We start from the raw sequence: 18,376 nt of genomic DNA on the forward strand, positions 1-18,376 counted from the left end.
GAGAATATGGCGGTATTTTTCTGACATCGTTGGGGGTTCGGTATGGCAAGCCGTGTCGACGCGCCGTTGTGGCGTGAGACGGTCAAGGCCGGGGCATTGCGCAGTGGGGCGCTGATCGTCGCTACTGCATTGTTCGTGCTGACGGTCGCGATGGCGGTGGCGCTCGTCACCTATCGTCCGGGCGATGCCTCGCTCAACACCGCTGCTGCAGGGGTAACCGGCAATTTGCTTGGAAGTCCTGGTGCGTGGTTCGCCGATCTCGCGCTGACGCTGTTCGGTCCGACGGTGGCCTTGTTGCTACCGATCGCTCCGATCGTCGCACTGCGGCTGTGGCGCGCGCAGCCCGCTGGCGACGGTTGGAGGATGCTGCGCAACGCTGCCATCGGGGTCGCCCTGATGGCGGTGACGCTGACCTGCGTCGCGCCGGGTGCCGTGCCCGCGCTGCCCTTCGGCTGGGGCGGCGCGGTCGGGTCGGGCGTCGTCGGTGCATTCCGCTCGGGCATCGCGCTGATCGGCAATCCGCAGGTGACGTGGTGGGGCATGCTGGCGCTGGGGCTGATGACCGGGATCGCGGGCGCGATCCTGTGGGGGCGCAGCCTCGAGATCGATCTGGCGCGCTTTACGCCCTCGCCTCGCCTGCTCCGCCGCCGCGCACGCGAAGCGGCTGACGACGACGACGTGGTGTTTGAAGATGCGCACGACGATGAGGATGCGCCGTTCGCACTGGCACGCAGCCCGGCGCCGCGCGCGGTGGCGCAGCCGGACAACCGCCCCGCCCCCGTCATCAGCGACAGGACGACGTCGCCGTCGCTTGCCCCGCCGAAGCCACAGCAGCGACTCGATCTGCGCGATACGTTCGTGTTGCCGTCGCTTGATCTGCTTACCCCTGCGCCGGCCAACCAAAGCAGCCCGATCGACAAGGCCGGGCTGGAGCGAAACGCGCGGCTGCTTGAAACCGTGCTCGACGACTTCAAGGTGCAGGGTGCGATCACCGAGGTTCGGCCCGGCCCGGTCGTGACGATGTACGAGCTGGAGCCCGCCCCCGGCACCAAGGCGAATCGCGTCATTGCGCTCGCTGACGATATCGCACGCAACATGTCGGCAATCTCGGCCCGCGTCGCGACAATCCCTGGCCGATCGGTGATCGGCATCGAACTGCCCAACACCAAGCGCGAGATGGTGTCGCTCCACGAACTCGTCGCCAGCCAGGCGTTCGAGGACCAGACCGCGCAGCTGCCCGTTATTCTCGGCAAGAACATCGCGGGCGATCCGGTCATCGCCGATCTTGCGCCGATGCCGCATCTGCTCGTGGCGGGCACCACCGGCTCGGGTAAGTCGGTCGGGCTCAACGGCATGATCCTGTCGCTGCTCTACCGGCTGACGCCCGATCAGTGCCGGATGATCATGATCGACCCGAAAATGCTCGAACTGAGCATGTACGACGACATCCCGCATCTGCTGTCGCCGGTCGTCACCGACCCCGCAAAGGCCGTGCGCGCACTGAAATGGGCAGTCGAGACGATGGAGGATCGCTACCGCCAGATGTCGTCGGTCGGCGTACGCAGCCTCGCCAGCTTCAACGACAAGGTCCGCGCAGCGCGCGCCAAGGGCACTCCGCTCGGGCGGCGCGTCCAGACCGGCTATGGCGAGAACGGCCAGCCGATCTACGAGGAGGAGCAGCTCGATTACGACGTGCTGCCGCAGATCGTCGTCATCGTCGACGAGCTGGCCGACCTGATGATGACCGCTGGCAAGGAGGTCGAATTCCTGATTCAGCGGCTCGCGCAGAAGGCACGCGCGGCGGGCATCCACCTCATCATGGCCACGCAGCGTCCGTCGGTCGACGTCATCACCGGCGTCATCAAGGCGAACCTGCCGACGCGCATCAGCTTCCACGTCACCAGCAAGATCGATTCGCGCACGATCCTGGGCGAACAGGGTGCGGAGCAACTGCTCGGGCGCGGCGACATGCTCTACATGCCCGGCGGAAAGGGAATTGTTCGCGTCCACGGTCCGTTCGTCAGCGATGACGAGGTTCGCGCCGTGACCGATCACTGGCGCGCTCAAGGGCAGCCCGACTATATCGAGTCCGTCACTGAGGAACCGGCCGAGAGCTTCGCTCTGGAAGGCGCGCCGACTGGCGAAGATACCGCCGAGGACCAGCAGTATCGCGCAGCGGTCGCGATCGTCTGCGGCAGTCAGAAGGCCTCGACCTCATGGCTGCAGCGTCAATTGCGGATTGGCTACAATTCCGCGGCGCGGCTGATCGAGCGGATGGAGAAGGAAGGCGTCGTCAGTCGCCCCGACCATGTCGGTCGCCGCGAGGTGCTGCGTGACACCGACGGCAATCCTGCCTGACGTTGCCGCGGTCGCGCCGGACGTGATCCGGGGCGGCGTCTCTCCCACCTAGGGTCGAGACGCCGCCGCCCAAATTGATCAGCCGAGATACTCGGTGAAGAAGGCTGTGGTCCGCTGATCTGCCAGCGATGCAGCCGCTTCCGAACGACGCTTGCCGAATTCAGTGGCAAAGCCATGGTCTTCACCGGGGTAATCGTGGAGCGTCACCTTCGGGTGATCGTCGAGGCCCGCGTGCATTGCCGCCTGCGTATCCTTGTCGACAAAACCGTCATCGCCGGCGATGTGCAGCATCAGCGGCTTGGCGATCGCGTGCTTTTCGCCCAGCAGCCCGTCTACGCCAACAGCGTAATAGCCGACGCTTGCATCGATGTCCGTCCGTGCCGCGGTCATATAGGCCAGCCGGCCGCCCAGGCAGTACCCGACTGCCCCGACCTTTGCCACGCCCTCGGTGCGCGCGAAGCGGATCGCCGCTTCGATGTCGCGGATGCCTTCATCCTGATCGAACTGCCCCATCAGTGACAATGCTCGCTGCATCTCGGGCGCGACATCCGGGTCGAGGGAGATGCCTGGCTCGATCCGCCAGAACAGATCGGGCGCGATCGCGAGATAGCCCGCCTCCGCCAGTGTGTCGCACTTGCGGCGGATGCCCGGGTTGATCCCAAAAATTTCCTGGATCACCACGATCGCGGCTTTTGGCTCACCGGCTGGTACCGCACGATAGGCCGGCATGATCGCGCCGTCCAACGTGGTGATCGAGATCATATCGGTCATCTGCTACTTCTCCATGCCTGTTCCGCTTATAAACCACGGCCACCGCCAAAGTGCCACGGCTCGGCCGTTGCGGCGCACCATGGTTCGAGCGCATAGATCGCGGGCCAATACAGCGCCGGGCGGCGCAATCGAGGAGCGCAGCCATGAAAGTCACGATAGAAGTTGATTGCACGCCCGAAGAAGCGCGTCGGATGATGGGCCTACCCGATCTAACGCCGTTGCATGAGCACTTCCTCCAGAGAATGCGTGAGACCATCGATGGGCAGGGTCCCTCCCCTGAGTTGATCGGCGCGATGTTCCGAAGCTGGGCGCCGGTCGGCGACGCCGGGATGGATTTCTGGCGGCAACTGTTCGCAAGCAGCACCAAGCCCGGAGCATGAGCGAGACGATCTTCGCGCTGTCGAGCGGACGGCCGCCAGCGGCGATTGCGGTTGTTCGGGTCAGCGGGCCAAAGGCACATGTGGCCGGCGTCACATTGGCCGGCAAATTGCCGTTGGCACGCACCGCCGGGTTGCGCCGACTTCGGGACGGTCAGGAAGCGCTCGATCACGCGCTTGTCCTTTTCTTTCCTGGGCCGAACACGGCCACGGGAGAAGATTTGCTTGAGTTACACCTGCATGGTGGCCGCGCCGTCGTTGCCGCTGTCGAGGCAGCACTGGCGCGGCAGCCCGGATTGCGGCCAGCACAGCCGGGCGAGTTTACCCGCCGCTCCTTGCTGAACGGTCGCATTGACCTCGCTCAGGCGGAGGGACTTGCAGACCTCCTCGAAGCCGAAACGGAAGCGCAGCGTCGCGGCGCCCTCTCGATGGCCGAGGGCGAGTTGAGCCGAAGCGTAGAGACCTGGCTTACAGAGCTTAGCATCGTGGCAGCCCGCGTCGAAGCCGAGCTCGACTTCTCCGACGAGGGTGAAGTCGCTCAGGCAGAGCCGTTCAACCTTGCGGCTTTGCTCGCGCCGGTTTTGACAAAGATAATGACGACCTTGGCGAGGCCCTCGGTGGAGCGATTGCGCGACGGGGTCGCGGTCGTTCTCGCGGGTCCACGTAACGCGGGCAAGTCGTCGCTGTTCAATGCGCTGCTCGGCCGTCCCGCTGCGATCGTGACCGATGTCGCAGGCACCACGCGTGACGTGCTCGAGGCGGTTGTCACGCGCGAGGGATTGCCGTTCCGCTTGGTCGACACTGCGGGATTGGCAGCGGATACCGCCGATCCGATCGAAGCGATCGGCATCGAACGTGCGAAGACCTTGCTGAAAACCGCAGACGTTATCCTATGGCTCGGAGAGCCCCAGCTCGCCCCTCCCCGCTCGGTAAAGATCGCGGCGAGAGCAGATGAAAGAGAGCCCGATCGCGCCGCGGATTTGGCAACGTCGATCCACGACCCTTCCAGCGTGGAAGCTGTATGGCGAACGGTCGGCGACATCGCACGTCAAATGACGGGTGATCTCTCCGCCGCGCCGCTGCATGCGCGCCAGCGGCAGTTGATTGCCTCATGTGCCGACGAGTTGAAGCTGATCGATGGCGTCGATCTTCTTATTGACGCCGAGCGCCTGAGGATTGCCAACGCCGCCTTGGCGGCGATATTGGGGCGAGACGCGACGGAGGCGATGCTAGACGCTCTCTTCGGCCGGTTCTGCCTTGGCAAATGAGTGTTCCACGTGAAACAGTTTGACGTTGTCGTAGTCGGCGGTGGCCACGCAGGGACAGAGGCGGCGGCAGCGGCGGCCCGCCGTGGGGCGAAGGTGGCGCTCGTCACGCAGGCACTCGCTCAGATTGGCACGATGTCGTGCAATCCGTCGATTGGAGGATTGGGAAAAGGACACCTTGTCCGAGAGGTTGACGCGCTTGACGGGTTGATGGGCCGTGCAGCCGATGCTGCCGCTATCCACTATCGAATGCTTAACCGGTCCAAGGGGCTCGCAGTTCAGGGCCCGCGGATCCAGGCGGATAGACGCCGTTACCGTGCCTCCATCCAGCAACAACTCTCACGCTACGACAATCTGACACTCGTTGAAGGAGAAGCCGTCGCCTTGCTTCTCGAAGACGGCTGCCTGAGTGGACTTCGGCTTGATGGTGGGGAAATGCTGAAGACAAGGACTGCGGTCCTTGCCACCGGCACATTCCTAGGTGGCAAGATTTTCCGTGGTCTGGAACGCGACGCGGGCGGTCGGATTGATGAGCGGCCCGCAACCCATCTTGGTGAGCAACTTCGCGAGCTGAAGCTACCGATGGGTCGGCTCAAAACCGGCACGCCGCCCCGCCTCGACGGGAGAACGATCGACTGGGCAGCCCTGCTCCCACAGCCGTCTGATGAGGATATCTGGCGCATGTCGCCGATGACGAGGAATGCTCGTCTTCCACAACTCGCCTGTGCCATCACCCGTACCTCCCAATGCACACACGACATTATCCGGCGCGGGCTGGTCAGCTCGCCGCTGTACGCCGGTGCAATCGAAGGGGGTGGGCCGCGTTATTGTCCGTCGATCGAGGACAAGGTCCATCGCTTTGGCGACCGAGATGGCCATCAGATCTTTCTCGAACCCGAAGGTCTCGATCATCATTGGGTTTATCCTAACGGCATCTCCACCTCGCTCGATGCAGGGGTGCAAGATGAAATGGTGCGTTCCGTCACGGGCCTTGAGCGCGCAAAAATCGTACAATACGGCTACGCTGTCGAGTACGACTATATCGACCCGCGCGCGCTCGATCATCGGTTAGCACTGGATGCCGTTCCCGGCCTCTTCTGCGCAGGACAACTTAACGGGACGACGGGCTATGAGGAAGCCGCTGCCCAAGGTTTGGTCGCCGGACTCAACGCCGCCGCGCTCGCGCGTGATCTCGAACCCGCAATCATTGACCGCGCACGCGGCTATATTGGTGTGATGATCGACGACCTCGTACTACAGGGCGTCAGCGAGCCCTATCGTATGCTGACCGCACGAGCGGAATATCGGCTGGCTCTACGCGCCGACAATGCCGAGGCGCGCCTGTCTGCCTGGGGTGACCGCATCGGAGCGCTCACCACTGAACGCCGCGCCCATCTCTGTCGTCGTGACGCCATGCGCGTCGCTGCAAAAGCCGGTGCGATCGATGGTGTCGACGTGGATGTGGTTCGCGAGGTGGAGGAAGATCGCCGCTATGCTCCATACCTTCTGCGGCAGCGCGACGAAATCGAACGCATGCGTCGGGACGGTGCGATTGATGTCGTGTCGGACGGTACGGCGTTGCGGGCGGTACCGGGGCTGTCCACAGAGATGATCGAGCGGCTCGAGCGCGCAGCACCGAAGACACTGGATGAAGCTTCGCGAGTGCGCGGGGTTACGCCGGCAGCGGTCGCCGCGCTTTGGCTTCACACAAGGCGCTCGGCATGACCGAAGAAGACGCGATCATCTGGTGTCGCGAGCGCTTTGGCGAGACGAAACTCGCCGTGCTGGATCGGTTCAGGAGCTTGTTGCTGGAGGAGAATGAGCGGCAGAACCTCATCTCTCCGTCCTCGCGCGACACCATCTGGAACCGGCACCTTGTCGATTCCGCCCAGCTTCTCCACCATAGTACCGCACGTCCGCAGACGTGGTTCGATATCGGCTCCGGCCCCGGCCTGCCGGGTTTGGTCGTTGCGATCTTGTCAGGTGTATATGTCACGCTGGTTGAGCCGCGCGCGCGTCGGGTGGCTTTTCTCGAAAGTTCTGCGGCGAAACTCGGGCTGACCAACGTCACCGTCGTCAAGAGCAAGGCGGAAGGAGCGGTAGGTCGTGCCGACATCGTCACTGCCCGTGCGGTGGCCGACATCCCCGCCCTTGTCACCATGACGGGCCATCTTCGGCACAGCCGCACGCGATTGATCCTTCCGCGCGGCAAGAATGGTGGTAGTGAGGTCAAAGCGCTGCCAGCGAAATGGCGCGACATGTTTCACGTGGAACAAAGCGTCACGGATCCCGCCTCGGTGATCGTGATTGCGGATGGAGTCGAAGCCTAATGTTCTGCATCGCGGTCGCGAACCAGAAGGGTGGCGTTGGCAAAACCACCAGCGCCATCAATCTCGCCACGGCATTAGCTGCATCCGGACACCGCGTGTTGCTGGTCGACCTAGATCCGCAAGGGAATGCATCGACTGGCCTGGGGATAGCCCAAGCACGCCGGCAGCGCTCCAGCTACGATGTGCTGATCGATAGCGACGGTGTTGCAGAGGCAGCGGTAGCGACAGACATTCCATTACTTGACGTTCTACCAGCCACGGTCGACTTGTCGGGCGCAGAGATCGAGCTGGTCGAGTTCGAGCAGCGTACACATCGCCTGCGCCGCGCGTTCGAACGGGCGACCCGCTCCTGGGACATCGTGCTGATCGACTGTCCCCCCTCGCTCGGGCTCCTCACGATCAATGCGATGGTCAGCGCGGACGCCTTGTTCGTCCCGCTGCAATGCGAATTTTTTGCGCTGGAGGGCTTGAGCCAACTCCTCAACACCGTCGAGCGCATAAGATCCCGGTTCAATCCGTCGCTATCGATCCTTGGGGTCGCACTGACGATGTACGATCGTCGCAACCGTCTTACCGAGCAAGTATCGGCCGACGTGCGGGCCGTCCTCGGCAATGTGGTCTTCGACACGGTCATTCCACGCAACGTGCGGCTATCCGAGGCGCCGAGTCACGGCCTCCCGGCCCTGATCTATGACCATCGGTGCAGCGGGTCCGAAGCCTATATGGCGCTGGCGCGCGAGTTGATCCGGCGACTGCCGCAGATGGAGAATGAAGCAGCGTGAGTGATTTTGCTTCCCGGCGTGCCAAGGGTGGTCTCGGCCGCGGCCTGAATGCGCTTTTGGGCGATGTGGCGCAGGACGAGCGCGAGGCCGGTGAAAAGGGTGCGGCGCGCGGCGCGGTGCGAATGATCCCGGTCTCGGCGATCGCACCCCACCCTGAGCAGCCCCGCCGCCACTTCGACGAAGCGGCACTCGATGAACTCGCCGCGTCGATCGCGCAGCGTGGCGTGATCCAGCCCATCATCGTGCGCCCGCACGGCCATGACTTCCAGATCGTGGCGGGTGAGCGACGCTGGCGTGCTGCCCAGCGTGCACGGTTGCATGAAGTGCCCGTTGTCGTTCGCGAATATTCCGATAGCGAGACGTTACAGATTGCGTTGCTGGAGAACATCCAGCGACAGGATCTAAACGCGATCGAAGAGGCGCGTGCGTACCAGCGGCTACTCGACGAATTTGGTCACACGCAGGAGGAATTGGCGCGTGCAGTGCACAAGTCGCGCAGCCACGTCGCCAACCTTCTCCGCTTGCTCGACCTGCCGCCGGAGGTGCAAGCGCAGGTGGTGGAGGGCAAGCTGGCGATGGGTCACGCCCGCGCGCTGATCGGCGCCGCCGATCCCGTCGCGCTGGCCGATCAGGTACTGAGTCAGGGCCTGTCGGTGCGTCAAACGGAGAAGCTTGCAAGCCACGACAAACATGGTGCACCAACATCGCGCGGGGCGGCGTCGCGCTCGGCGCAGGTGGGCGCGAGCGGAGGCGGGAGTGCCGATATCGAGGCGCTGGAGCGCCAGTTGGCGGACCTGCTCGGTCTCCGCGTAAGCATCGCCTTCAACGACGATGGGCGCGGCGCGATCACGCTCGAATATAGCTCGCTGGAGCAGCTCGACATGGTTTGCCAGCGGCTCAGTGGCGAACGTATTTAGTCCAGGAACGCCGCCCACGCTTTAAGTTGGCTGGAAGTGAAAATGCTGCCCCACGCGGCGGCTCGCGCTGCCCGCCTTCAGCGGGCGGCGCGGGCCAGTCGTAGCAGGAAGTTGTCCGCAACGACACGCCCTGCCGGACCGGCGGCAATCACTTCGCGCTCGGCGCGGCGGGCTGCTGCTTGCGCGCTTGCCAGCATCGGCAGTGTCCAGCGGCGTAGTGCCGCCGCGGTAGTCGCCTCCTCACGCCAGAACACGCGATGGCGCTTCATCGCTTGGTCGGCGCCCTCCCCTGCATCGACGGCGGCACGCAGTTCGGCAAGCGTTACCAGACGCCGCCCCAATGCCCGTAGAATCGGGATCGGCGATGCATCGGGTCCGCTCATCCGTCGCAATCCGTCGATCACCGCCTCGACCTGGCCAGCCGTAACGGCGAGCACGATCTCGCCAATTTCGCCCTCGGCGATCTCCGCCCCGATCGCCTCAATAGCCGCGTCATCGGCATCCATCGGACGATCGGGGGCGGCATCAAGGTACAGCGCGAGTTTCTCGACTTCGCGAGCGATCACAGCGCGGTCGCCATCGCTGCCGCGGATGATCCGCTGCACCGCGGTGGGTGCGAGCCGCAGCCCTGCCCCACGAGCAAGTTCGGCGACGATCGCCGCCGCGTCGCGCGCGCCGGGGGGATAACAGGCAAAGGCGAGCGCGCGATCTGATTCGATCGCCGCTTTGACCAGCTTGCCGGTCGCCTTGACCGTCGGGGCAAGCACGACCGTGGGATTGCCCGCCTGATCCGCCGCCAGCAATGCCGCTACAGCCTCAACGGACTCCTCGCCCGCGCTCGTGACCCGCACGAACCGCGGGCCGCCGAAAAGCGATAGCGCCGCCGCCTCATCGGCGAGCCGTGCGGGGTCGTTCCGCAGCGTCGGCCCGTCCAGATCCACGCGCTCCGCCTCCGCTCCCATGGCCTTCGCCAGTCGGGCGACAAACGCCTGTGCCACCGCCTCATCGGGGCCATGGAGCAGATAGAGCCGGATGTCGGCCGGCGGCCGGTCGAGCGCAGCCGTCAGCCGCGCCTCGGTGGCCTTCATGACCGTGGCGGCTGGGTCCGCCGCGCATAGAGCGCCAGCCGCGCGACGATCTGATCGGCGATCGTCTCCGACAGTCGTTCCAGCGCCGTGCTCTCCGCCGCAATCGTCGCATATTCCGAGCCGACGACGTCGATCCCGGCGTCCGAGCCTGCGGTCGCGTCGAGTACCACCGATCCGCTGGCCGCATCGACCAGCTGGTAACGTGCACGCAGTGTCCGCCGCTCGCGCGCCACCGAATCGTCGCTGCGCGCGCCGAGCCCCACAATCTTGTCGTCGAGCCGCACGTTAAGACGATACCGCGCCGTACCGCCACCGATCGCCCTCAGCCGCTCATTCAGAGCGCCCCCGACCAGCCAACCGGCCTTGCCGTCGATCGGTGCCACTTCGACCTCGCCGAGCGTCGCCGCGATCGGCCCCGCACCGCCCCCGGTGTAGAGCGGGGTCAGCCCGCAACCGGAAAGCGGAACCGCTGCCAGCGCCATGCCGAGAAAGGCCGCACGAAACTTCACGCGACGATGTTCACAAGGCGGTCGGGCACCACGATCACCTTGCGCGGGGCCTTGCCCTCCAGCGCACGGATAACCTTGTCGGAGGTCAGCGCCGCCGCTTCGGCCTCTTCCCTCGCCAGCCCCTTGGGCAGCGTCAGTGTGTCGCGCAGCTTGCCATTGACCTGCACCGCGATCGTCACCTCATCCTCGACGAGTAGCGCCGCGTCGACCGCCGGCCAGGCGGCGTCCGCGATCAATCCACCGTCGCCGTGCGTCGCCCATGCTTCCTCGGCGATGTGCGGCGCCATCGGCGCGACCAGCCGCATCAGCGTCGCGATTGCGGTATCGCGCGATGCCGAAGGTGCGGCCTTTTCGATGGCGGCGACCAATTCGTAGAGCTTGGCCACCGCCTTATTGAACGATAGCGCCTCGATCGCGGCGGCGACATCCGCGACCGTGCGGTGCAGCTTGCGATCGAGCGCGACGTCCGCGCCATCGCCGGCCTTCTCGCTCTCGAACAGCCGCCACAACCGCTGTACGAAGCGCCACGCACCCTCGATGCCGTTCTCGCTCCACTCAAGATCGCGCTCGGGCGGTGAGTCGGACAGCATGAACCAGCGCACCGCATCCGCGCCATACTGGTCGACAATCGGCTCGGGATCGATCGTGTTCTTCTTGGACTTGGACATCTTCTCGACGCGACCGCGGATGATCGGGATTGCCCCCCCCCCCTCGGTCTGGAAGAACAATGCCCCGCCCTCGTCGACGCTGAGGTCAGCGGGTGACACCCACAACGCGCCCGGCGGCCCGTCGTGATCCGGGATGTCGAGCTTGTACGTCTCGTGCGTCACCATGCCCTGCGTGAACAGCCCGGTGAACGGCTCGGCCAGGTCGATCAGCCCGACGTGACGCAGCGCCCGCGTCCAGAAGCGCGCGTAGAGGAGGTGGAGGATCGCATGCTCGACCCCGCCAATATACTGCCCGACCGGCAGCCAGCTTTCCGCCACCGCCCGATCGAACGGCTGGTCATCGGGCTGGCTGGCGAAGCGGATGAAATACCACGACGAATCCGCGAAGGTATCGAGCGTGTCGGTATCGCGCAGCGCGTCTGCGCTACAGACCGGGCAGGCGACGTGCTTCCACGTCGGATGGCGATCGAGCGGGTTGCCGGGGACGTCGAAGCTGACGTCCTCGGGCAGCTTCACCGGCAATTCTTCGCGCGGCACCGGCACCTCGCCGCACGTCGCGCAATGGATCACCGGAATCGGGGTGCCCCAGTAACGCTGGCGGCTGACGCCCCAATCGCGCAGGCGATAGACGGTCGAACCCTGCCCCCAGCCGCCCGCCTCGGCACGCGCGATCACCTCGCGCTTGGCGGCGTCGATGTCGAGCCCGTCGAGAAAGTGTGAATTCACCAGCTTGCCGGGGCCGCTGTATGCCGCCTCCTCGTCGAACCCCGGGTCGGTCTTGTCGCCATCGGCGACGACGCGGCGGATCGGCAGCCGGTATTTGGTCGCGAAATCGAAGTCGCGCTGGTCGTGCGCCGGCACCCCGAACACCGCCCCGGTGCCATAGTCCATCAGCACGAAATTGGCGATGTAGACCGGCAGCTCGCCCGCGCCGAACGGATGCGTCGCGGTCAGCCCGGTATCGTACCCGAGCTTCTCCTGCGTCTCCAGCTCGGCAGCGGTGGTGCCGCCCTGCTTGCATCGCTCGATGAACGCCGCGGCGTCCGCGTCACGCGCGGCGAGCGCCTGCGCGATCGGGTGATCGGCGGCGACCGCGACGAAGCTCGCGCCGAACATCGTGTCAGGCCGCGTCGTGAACACCTCGACCGACCCACCGTCCGACAGCGTGAAGCGGAATTGCAGCCCCTGGCTCTTGCCGATCCAGTTCTCCTGCATCAGCCGGACCTTGTCGGGCCATTGGTCGAGCGAGCCGAGCCCTTCGATCAGCTCGTCGGCGAATTGCGTGATCTTGAGGAACCATTGGCTCAGCTTGCGCTTCTCGACCAGCGCTCCCGAACGCCAGCCGCGCCCGTCGATCACCTGCTCGTTGGCGAGCACGGTCATGTCGACCGGGTCCCAGTTGACCGCCGATTCCTTGCGATAGACCAGCCCGGCCTTGTAGAAATCGAGGAACAGCGCCTGCTCGTGCCCGTAATAATCGGGCTCGCAGGTCGCCAGCTCGCGCGTCCAGTCGAGCGCGAAGCCGAGCCGCTTCAACTGCGCCTTCATCGTGGCGATATTGGCCCGCGTCCAGTTGCCCGGATGCACGCCCTTTTCCATCGCGGCGTTCTCGGCCGGCATCCCGAACGCATCCCACCCCATCGGGTGGAGCACCTCATGCCCGGTCATCCGGCGATAGCGCGCCAGCACGTCGCCCATCGTATAGTTGCGAACATGCCCCATATGGATCTTCCCCGACGGATAGGGGAACATCTCCAGCACATACGTCTTCGGCTTGGGGCTGTCGTCACGCGCGGCGAAGGTGGTGCGTTCATCCCAGACGCGCTGCCAGTGCGCGTCGGCCTTCAGGGCATTGAAGCGGGTGGTCATCTCGGTCGTCGTCGCCTCAGCCGGTCACCGCGCCGCGGCGCAGGTCGCGCGCCCGCGTCAGGATGATATCTTCCAGCTTCTGCGTGGTCGCGGCCTCGACCGGCGACGCCACCCACTGCCCGCCACGATTCACCTCGCGCAGCGCGGCGACGCGCACCGCGTCGGCGCGCAGATCCTGGTCGAGGATCGAGACGGTCACCTTCATCCGCTCGGTCGGGGTCTGCGGATTGACGTACCAGTCGGTGACGATCACCCCGCCATTGGAGTCGGTCTGCAGCAGCGGCATGAAGCTGAGCGTGTCGAGCGTCGCGCGCCACAGATAGCTGTTGACGCCGATCGTCGTGACCTTCGACGCGGCAAGGTCGCCGACCGGCTTGCCGCCGCGTCCGCCACACGCCGCAAGGCTCAACGACAAGGCAACAGCGGCCGACAGGCCAGCCGCTAGGCGCAAGGGGCGGAACATCGGCATCGTCCTTACAGGCAATTCGGGTAATCCTGCCCGCTCTACCCGCACCATCTGCCCCCGGCAAGCGCGCCCCATTGTGGATATGATGCAACAGGTGCACGACAAACCGTCGGGACGGTAATGGACTCGGAACGGATTCCTGTTAGGCCCGCTCAAATGGTCGGACAGATTCGTCCGGCAAAAAGGGGATGGGTACGATCGTGGCCGTACGGAGCCGCATCGCTGCAATTGTCGGGGGGGGGCTATTGGCCGCCGCCGTCGCAGCCGTGCCCGCGCTCGGCGCCGCCGATTCGGTACAGCGGCCGGCCCGCAAGCTGGTTTCCGCTCCGCGCATCGCCGGTTCGTTCACACCCTCCGCTGCCGATCCCAAGCTTGCGGCGCTGTTCGCGCGTGGCGGACTGGATGCCAGCGGCTTCCGCTTTACGCCCTCCGAATCGCGTATCGGAAATCGCGCCGTGACGGTGGCCGTCCGTGCGCGGTCGAGCATGACCGCGCGTGACAATGCGCGTTATGCCTCCGCGACCCCCACAACGGTCGGCCTGGCGCCGATCGCCTATAATCTGGGGGTCTCGGTCGGCTGGAAGCGGTTCGCGATTTCGGGCGACGTCGCCAAGGTCGATCTGGCCGGCATCCCGGGCAGCCGCGAAGCCGCGGATGTCGCGCTCAGCTACTCGGGGAGCAAGTGGAGTGGCCGTGTCGGCGCGACGGCTGATCGTCCGCTGCCCGGCACCGCGCGGACCTTGGCAGAGCCGGACAGCTACTCGATCGACGTCGGCGGCAGCTATTCGCTTACCCGCAACCTCGATCTGACCGCTGGCATGCGGCTGAAGACTGATCGCGAGCGCCTGACTCGCGTCGACGATGACCGTCGCGACAGCCAGGCGATCTACGTGGGCACCGCCTTCCGCTTCTGATAGTGACGGGCGGGATTGGGCGGATGTCGGCACAGCCGTACGCCTGACGATCGTGCAGAACGTGGCCCGCGTGCCCGCCTTCTTTTACGACCTCAGGGGTGCGCTACTAAACGGAATGGCCGCTCACTGCGACCAGGCGTCGATCGCCGCATAGCCATTGAACCCCAACCCCGCGACCCGCCGAAAACGCCGTTCGTCCATCCCGCCCAGCGCGATCACTGTCACCGGCAAGCCGCGCGCGATGGCCGCCGCACGCCAGAATCCAAGCACCGCCGCCCCGGGATGGGAGCGCGTCGCGAACACCGGCGAGACCAGCACCACATCCGCCCCGGCGCGTACCGCGCGCACCGCTTCGGGCCGATTGTGCGCCGGCCATGTCGTCAGGCCCCGTCCCCGCCGCGCATGAACGCCCTCCGCACCCCGAAGAAACGCGTCCCCCGCCACGACCAGCACCAGCCCCCGCCGCCGCGCCACGCGCCGCACCCGCGCGAACAGCGTCCTTCGCACCCCCGATGCCGTCCTATAATGGCGAAAGATGACCCCGGCTCCCCGCGGCAACCGCTCCAGCGCATGCCACAGGCATTCACCCTGACGTTCGTCGGTCATCAACCAGCGGACGGGGTGGCGGGCAGGCATGCCCCCCCCTATAGCGCGGGCGATGACCCCCGACGACCGTCTCGCCGCCCTCCACGCGCGCATTGCCGCCGCCGCCCGCATCGCGCGCCGCGATCCTGCCGACATCACGTTGGTGGCGGTGTCGAAGACCCATCCCATCGAGGCGATCCGCCCGCTGCTCCTCGCCGGCCAGCGCGATTTCGGCGAGAACCGCGTTCAGGAAGCCGCCGCGAAATGGCCGGCGCTCCGCGACGAATTTCCCGATCTGCGTTTGCATCTGGTCGGACAATTGCAGTCGAACAAGGCCGCGGAGGCCGTTGCGTTGGCAGACGCGATCCACAGCATCGACCGTTCTTCGCTGATCGCCGCCATCGCCCGTGCCATCGATGCGACCGGTCGCCGCCCCGCATGTTTCATCCAGGTCAACATCGGCGACGAACCGCAAAAGGGCGGCTGCGCCATCGCCGAGCTGCCCGCCTTGCTGGCCGAGGCGCAGGCCGCGGCCCTGCCGCTCGCCGGATTGATGTGCGTTCCTCCCGCCGGGGTCGAACCGGCCCCGTATTTTGCGCTACTGGCAAAGATGGCGCGCGACCACGGCATTACGGGGCTGAGCATGGGCATGTCCGACGATGTCGAACAGGCGGTGTCGCTCGGTGCCACGCATGTCCGTGTCGGCTCCGCTTTGTTCGGAGCCCGCGCATGACCCGCTTCGACGCATTGCTCTTCGACTTTGACGGCGTGCTGATTGAAAGTGAGGCGAGCGGCAATCGCCACCTCGCCGACTATCTGACCGGCGTCGGTTTCCCGACCACGCCCGAACAATCGATGGCGCAGTTCATGGGTCTGTCGGGCAATGACTTCCTTGCCGCGATCGAGGCCCATATCGGTGCCCCGATCCCGCCCGACTTCAGGGCTGCGCGGCGTGCCGAGGACGAGCGCTGCCTGCTGGAAGGGATCGAGGAGGTGGCCGGCGCCACCGCCTTCGTCCGCGCACTGCCCGCCACCCTGCCGCGTGCGGTCGTCTCCTCCAGCCGGGTGCGCTGGATCGCCACCCATCTTGAACATCTCGATTTGCGCTGTGCGTTCGGCGAGCATCTCTATTCGGGTGCCGAGCATGTCGCCAACGGCAAGCCCGCACCCGACCTTTACCTGTACGCCGCCGAGAAGCTGGGTGTCGCCATCGAGCGCTGCGCGATCATCGAGGATTCCCCGGTCGGTGCGAAAGGTGCGGTGGCAAGCGGCGCATTTGTGATCGGCCTGGTCGCTGGTGGCCATTGCGCCCCCGACCACGGCGACCGGCTGCGTGCGATCGGCGTCGATGCGGTGGCGAGAAACTTCGACGAGATCACCACGCTCCTGAGCGTCTAAGCGCCGTCATCGCGAGCGTAGCGAAGCGATGACGGGCAACACGGCGCCGTAGCACCGCCCATCATAACTGATGCCCGGTGCGGTCCCGCTTGGTGGCCAGATAGCGTTCGTTGTGCGGGTTCGCGGGCAAGGCGTGCGGCACCCGTTCGATCACCGTTACGCCTGCCGCCTCCAGCCCCGCGACCTTCGCCGGATTATTGGTCAGCAGCCGCACGCGGTCCTGCCCCAGCAACTGCAACATCCGCGCCGCCACACCAAAGTCGCGCGCATCGATCGCAAAGCCCAGGCGAACGTTGGCGTCGACGGTATCGAATCCCTGATCCTGCAGCGCATAGGCGCGCAGCTTGTTGACCAGCCCGATCCCGCGGCCCTCCTGACGCAGATACAGCAGCACGCCCCATCCCGCCGCCGCGATCGCCTCGATCGCGGCGTGCAGCTGCGGCCCGCAATCGCATTTGAGGCTGCCAAGCACATCCCCGGTCAGACACTCGCTGTGCAACCGCACCAGCGGCGGCGCGCCGTCCGAGCTGCCGATGACCAGCGCGATATGCTCATCGGCGCTCTCCGGCGAGCGGAACGCGACGATCTCGGCATGTTCGGCCCCCGCGACCGGCAATCGCGCGCGCACCGCGATCTGCAGCGCCTGAGCGTCCTCGTGCGCCGCGATAGCCTCGGCATCCACCACCTGCGCCGCCGCGCCGGCGCCGATCACGAACGCAGGCAACAATCCTGCGATTCGGGCAAGTTGCAGCGCCGCTCCAGCGGCGACCGGTGCCGACACCGGAATCGTGCGAAACGGCCCTTTGAACGGTGTCGCGAGATCCAGCTGCGGATCGGCCAGCGCGGTGGCAAGCGCCATGTCGAACCACGGCGCATGCGCGACCACCACCGGCCGATCGGGCACCGCCGCATCCAGCTGATTGGCCAGTTTCAGCGTTGCCGCACGTCCGTTCGATAGCAGCACGTCGAACGGCCCGTCGGCAGCAAACCGCGCCAGCCGCTCGGCGTCAGCGGTCTCGATCGCCAGTACCGTCAGCGGGACCTCACCATCGGCGGTGACGGTGATCGGCCAGCCACGCCGCATTGCATCGATCGCGCGCGCGGCGTCGCGCCCGGATTCCGTCGGCGTCACCATGCGAACTCGGTCATGATCGGTACGTGATCGGACGGCTTCAGCCAGCTGCGGCACGGCTCGAAGACGGTATGCGCAATCGCCGTCTTCGCGACATCGCCGGTTGCCCACATATGATCGAGCCGGCGCCCGCGGTCGTTCTTGGTCCAGTCGGGCGACCGATAGCTCCACCAGGTGTGCAAGCGCGCCGGTGCCGGATGAAAGTGCCGCCCCAGATCCACCCAGTCGTTCGATGCCTTCAGCCGGTCGAGCGCCTCGACCTCGATCGGGGTATGGCTGACGACCTTCAGCAGCGCCTTGTGGCTCCACACGTCGCTGGGCAGCGGCGCGATGTTGAAGTCGCCGGTCAGGATCGTCGGCCCGGCCAGCGCCTCGGACCAGCGCGTCATCCGCTCGACGAAATCCAGCTTCTGCCCGAACTTTGCGTTCACCTCCCGGTCGGGGACGTCACCGCCGGCCGGCACGTAGACATTCTCCAGCCGAACGCCATTCGGCAGCCGCACCCCCAGATGCCGCGCCTCGCGATTGGCCTGCCAGTCGAGTCGGTCGTCGGCGGTGACCGGCACGCGCGCGATGATCGCGACGCCGTGGTGCATCCGCTGCCCATGGAGAAGAATATGGTCGTAGCCGAGCGCGCGAAAGGCGTCGGTGGGAAAATCGGTGTCGACCACCTTGGTTTCCTGGAGACACAGCACGTCCGGCTGGGCCTCGCGAAGGAATTGCTCGACGATCTCGATGCGGAACCGGACCGAGTTGATGTTCCAGGAAACGATTTTCACGCCGGCTAGGTAGCTTCGGGGTGGAAGGTCGACAAGGGACGGCGGTGCGGCAACGCCCGAACAAGAAAGGCCCCCGCTCCGGGGGCATGGAGCGAGGGCCGACTCAGCGTTCGTCACGCAAGCGGTAGGCAGGAGACCGGGCAACAGGGGGAAAATCCCGGCGGCCCG

The 18,376-nt window shown here is 65.8% G+C and carries 18 protein-coding genes; 10 read left to right on the forward strand and 8 right to left on the reverse strand.

Annotation, left to right across the window (positions count from 1 at the left end):
- Nucleotides 1-42 precede the first annotated feature (42 nt).
- Nucleotides 43-2,358, forward strand: a complete 2,316-nt coding sequence (locus tag ACI2JO_RS08125; protein WP_404720142.1) for a DNA translocase FtsK 4TM domain-containing protein — start codon at nucleotides 43-45, stop codon at nucleotides 2,356-2,358.
- Nucleotides 2,359-2,436: 78 nt separating this feature from the next.
- Here the strand turns inward: ACI2JO_RS08125 and ACI2JO_RS08130 are convergent, their stop codons facing one another.
- Complete coding sequence (locus ACI2JO_RS08130; RefSeq protein WP_404720143.1) at nucleotides 2,437-3,129, reverse strand: dienelactone hydrolase family protein; 693 nt, start codon at nucleotides 3,127-3,129, stop codon at nucleotides 2,437-2,439.
- A 143-nt stretch (nucleotides 3,130-3,272) separates the two neighbouring features.
- Between ACI2JO_RS08130 and ACI2JO_RS08135 the strand changes: the two genes are divergently transcribed.
- The 6 genes from ACI2JO_RS08135 to ACI2JO_RS08160 are packed head-to-tail and all read left to right on the forward strand — an operon-like array spanning nucleotide 3,273 to nucleotide 8,800.
- A complete protein-coding gene (locus ACI2JO_RS08135; RefSeq protein ID WP_404720144.1) occupies nucleotides 3,273-3,509 on the forward strand; it encodes a DUF6489 family protein in 237 nt (78 codons plus the stop codon).
- Nucleotides 3,506-4,774, forward strand: a complete 1,269-nt coding sequence (mnmE, locus tag ACI2JO_RS08140) for a tRNA uridine-5-carboxymethylaminomethyl(34) synthesis GTPase MnmE (RefSeq protein ID WP_404720145.1) — start codon at nucleotides 3,506-3,508, stop codon at nucleotides 4,772-4,774. Before ACI2JO_RS08135 ends, mnmE begins: the two co-directional genes overlap by 4 nt.
- Nucleotides 4,775-6,496, forward strand: coding sequence for a tRNA uridine-5-carboxymethylaminomethyl(34) synthesis enzyme MnmG (mnmG, locus tag ACI2JO_RS08145; protein WP_404720146.1), 1,722 nt, complete (start codon nucleotides 4,775-4,777; stop codon nucleotides 6,494-6,496).
- Nucleotides 6,493-7,101: a 16S rRNA (guanine(527)-N(7))-methyltransferase RsmG gene (rsmG, locus tag ACI2JO_RS08150; RefSeq protein WP_404720147.1), complete on the forward strand. Its 609-nt coding sequence runs from the start codon at nucleotides 6,493-6,495 to the stop codon at nucleotides 7,099-7,101. Before mnmG ends, rsmG begins: the two co-directional genes overlap by 4 nt.
- Nucleotides 7,101-7,883: a ParA family protein gene (locus ACI2JO_RS08155; RefSeq protein WP_404720148.1), complete on the forward strand. Its 783-nt coding sequence runs from the start codon at nucleotides 7,101-7,103 to the stop codon at nucleotides 7,881-7,883. Before rsmG ends, ACI2JO_RS08155 begins: the two co-directional genes overlap by 1 nt.
- Nucleotides 7,880-8,800 (forward strand): ParB/RepB/Spo0J family partition protein, encoded by a 921-nt coding sequence (locus ACI2JO_RS08160; protein ID WP_404720149.1) that lies wholly within the window; start codon nucleotides 7,880-7,882, stop codon nucleotides 8,798-8,800. Before ACI2JO_RS08155 ends, ACI2JO_RS08160 begins: the two co-directional genes overlap by 4 nt.
- A gap of 77 nt (nucleotides 8,801-8,877) precedes the next feature.
- On the opposite strand, the gene holA is transcribed toward ACI2JO_RS08160, so the two are convergent.
- Genes holA through ACI2JO_RS08180 form a run of 4 tightly spaced genes read right to left on the reverse strand, consistent with a single transcriptional unit; the run spans nucleotide 8,878 to nucleotide 13,397 of the window.
- Nucleotides 8,878-9,888 carry a DNA polymerase III subunit delta gene (gene holA / locus ACI2JO_RS08165; protein ID WP_404720150.1) on the reverse strand — a complete coding sequence of 337 codons (1,011 nt, stop codon included), beginning with the start codon at nucleotides 9,886-9,888 and terminating at the stop codon, nucleotides 8,878-8,880.
- Nucleotides 9,885-10,370 carry an LPS assembly lipoprotein LptE gene (gene lptE, locus ACI2JO_RS08170; RefSeq protein ID WP_404720357.1) on the reverse strand — a complete coding sequence of 162 codons (486 nt, stop codon included), beginning with the start codon at nucleotides 10,368-10,370 and terminating at the stop codon, nucleotides 9,885-9,887. Before lptE ends, holA begins: the two co-directional genes overlap by 4 nt.
- 23 nt (nucleotides 10,371-10,393) lie before the next feature.
- On the reverse strand, nucleotides 10,394-12,934 hold the full coding sequence (gene leuS, locus ACI2JO_RS08175) for a leucine--tRNA ligase (protein WP_404720151.1): 2,541 nt from the start codon (nucleotides 12,932-12,934) through the stop codon (nucleotides 10,394-10,396).
- A 16-nt stretch (nucleotides 12,935-12,950) separates the two neighbouring features.
- Nucleotides 12,951-13,397, reverse strand: coding sequence for a DUF3576 domain-containing protein (locus ACI2JO_RS08180; protein ID WP_404720152.1), 447 nt, complete (start codon nucleotides 13,395-13,397; stop codon nucleotides 12,951-12,953).
- Between the two features lie 191 nt (nucleotides 13,398-13,588).
- On the opposite strand from ACI2JO_RS08180, the gene ACI2JO_RS08185 reads away from it, so the two are divergent.
- Nucleotides 13,589-14,314, forward strand: a complete 726-nt coding sequence (locus ACI2JO_RS08185) for a hypothetical protein (protein ID WP_404720153.1) — start codon at nucleotides 13,589-13,591, stop codon at nucleotides 14,312-14,314.
- A 123-nt stretch (nucleotides 14,315-14,437) separates the two neighbouring features.
- Here ACI2JO_RS08185 and ACI2JO_RS08190 read toward each other — a convergent pair whose 3' ends face one another.
- A complete protein-coding gene (locus ACI2JO_RS08190; RefSeq protein ID WP_404720154.1) occupies nucleotides 14,438-14,950 on the reverse strand; it encodes a thiamine phosphate synthase in 513 nt (170 codons plus the stop codon).
- Nucleotides 14,951-14,972: 22 nt separating this feature from the next.
- Here ACI2JO_RS08190 and ACI2JO_RS08195 point away from each other — a divergent pair, with 22 nt between their 5' ends.
- Both ACI2JO_RS08195 and ACI2JO_RS08200 read left to right on the forward strand, forming a co-directional pair.
- Nucleotides 14,973-15,632, forward strand: a complete 660-nt coding sequence (locus tag ACI2JO_RS08195; RefSeq protein WP_404720155.1) for a YggS family pyridoxal phosphate-dependent enzyme — start codon at nucleotides 14,973-14,975, stop codon at nucleotides 15,630-15,632.
- Nucleotides 15,629-16,297 carry an HAD family hydrolase gene (locus tag ACI2JO_RS08200; RefSeq protein ID WP_404720156.1) on the forward strand — a complete coding sequence of 223 codons (669 nt, stop codon included), beginning with the start codon at nucleotides 15,629-15,631 and terminating at the stop codon, nucleotides 16,295-16,297. The genes ACI2JO_RS08195 and ACI2JO_RS08200 overlap by 4 nt, the downstream gene beginning before the upstream one ends.
- Before the next feature lie 61 nt (nucleotides 16,298-16,358).
- Here the strand turns inward: ACI2JO_RS08200 and ribA are convergent, their stop codons facing one another.
- Together ribA and ACI2JO_RS08210 are read right to left on the reverse strand one after the other, a co-directional pair.
- On the reverse strand, nucleotides 16,359-17,432 hold the full coding sequence (gene ribA / locus ACI2JO_RS08205; protein WP_404720157.1) for a GTP cyclohydrolase II: 1,074 nt from the start codon (nucleotides 17,430-17,432) through the stop codon (nucleotides 16,359-16,361).
- Nucleotides 17,426-18,208, reverse strand: coding sequence for an exodeoxyribonuclease III (locus tag ACI2JO_RS08210; protein ID WP_404720158.1), 783 nt, complete (start codon nucleotides 18,206-18,208; stop codon nucleotides 17,426-17,428). The genes ribA and ACI2JO_RS08210 overlap by 7 nt, the downstream gene beginning before the upstream one ends.
- Nucleotides 18,209-18,376 lie beyond the last annotated feature (168 nt).

The organism is Sphingomonas sp. NPDC079357, assembly GCF_044901155.1.
Lineage (GTDB): Bacteria > Pseudomonadota > Alphaproteobacteria > Sphingomonadales > Sphingomonadaceae > Sphingomonas.

Excerpts from the sequence above, each read along its gene's own strand:
- ACI2JO_RS08155 (WP_404720148.1), top strand. The coding sequence starts at position 7,101 with ATGTTCTGCATCGCGGTCGCGAACCAGAAGGGTGGCGTTGGCAAAACC.
- ACI2JO_RS08200 (WP_404720156.1), top strand. The coding sequence starts at position 15,629 with ATGACCCGCTTCGACGCATTGCTCTTCGACTTTGACGGCGTGCTGATT.
- ACI2JO_RS08135 (WP_404720144.1), top strand. The coding sequence starts at position 3,273 with ATGAAAGTCACGATAGAAGTTGATTGCACGCCCGAAGAAGCGCGTCGG.
- ACI2JO_RS08180 (WP_404720152.1), bottom strand. The coding sequence starts at position 13,397 with ATGTTCCGCCCCTTGCGCCTAGCGGCTGGCCTGTCGGCCGCTGTTGCC.
- leuS (WP_404720151.1), bottom strand. The coding sequence starts at position 12,934 with ATGACCACCCGCTTCAATGCCCTGAAGGCCGACGCGCACTGGCAGCGC.
- lptE (WP_404720357.1), bottom strand. The coding sequence starts at position 10,370 with ATGGCGCTGGCAGCGGTTCCGCTTTCCGGTTGCGGGCTGACCCCGCTC.
- ACI2JO_RS08185 (WP_404720153.1), top strand. The coding sequence starts at position 13,589 with ATGGGTACGATCGTGGCCGTACGGAGCCGCATCGCTGCAATTGTCGGG.
- rsmG (WP_404720147.1), top strand. The coding sequence starts at position 6,493 with ATGACCGAAGAAGACGCGATCATCTGGTGTCGCGAGCGCTTTGGCGAG.
- holA (WP_404720150.1), bottom strand. The coding sequence starts at position 9,888 with ATGAAGGCCACCGAGGCGCGGCTGACGGCTGCGCTCGACCGGCCGCCG.
- ACI2JO_RS08125 (WP_404720142.1), top strand. The coding sequence starts at position 43 with ATGGCAAGCCGTGTCGACGCGCCGTTGTGGCGTGAGACGGTCAAGGCC.
- ribA (WP_404720157.1), bottom strand. The coding sequence starts at position 17,432 with ATGGTGACGCCGACGGAATCCGGGCGCGACGCCGCGCGCGCGATCGAT.
- ACI2JO_RS08130 (WP_404720143.1), bottom strand. The coding sequence starts at position 3,129 with ATGACCGATATGATCTCGATCACCACGTTGGACGGCGCGATCATGCCG.
- mnmE (WP_404720145.1), top strand. The coding sequence starts at position 3,506 with ATGAGCGAGACGATCTTCGCGCTGTCGAGCGGACGGCCGCCAGCGGCG.
- ACI2JO_RS08190 (WP_404720154.1), bottom strand. The coding sequence starts at position 14,950 with ATGCCTGCCCGCCACCCCGTCCGCTGGTTGATGACCGACGAACGTCAG.
- ACI2JO_RS08195 (WP_404720155.1), top strand. The coding sequence starts at position 14,973 with ATGACCCCCGACGACCGTCTCGCCGCCCTCCACGCGCGCATTGCCGCC.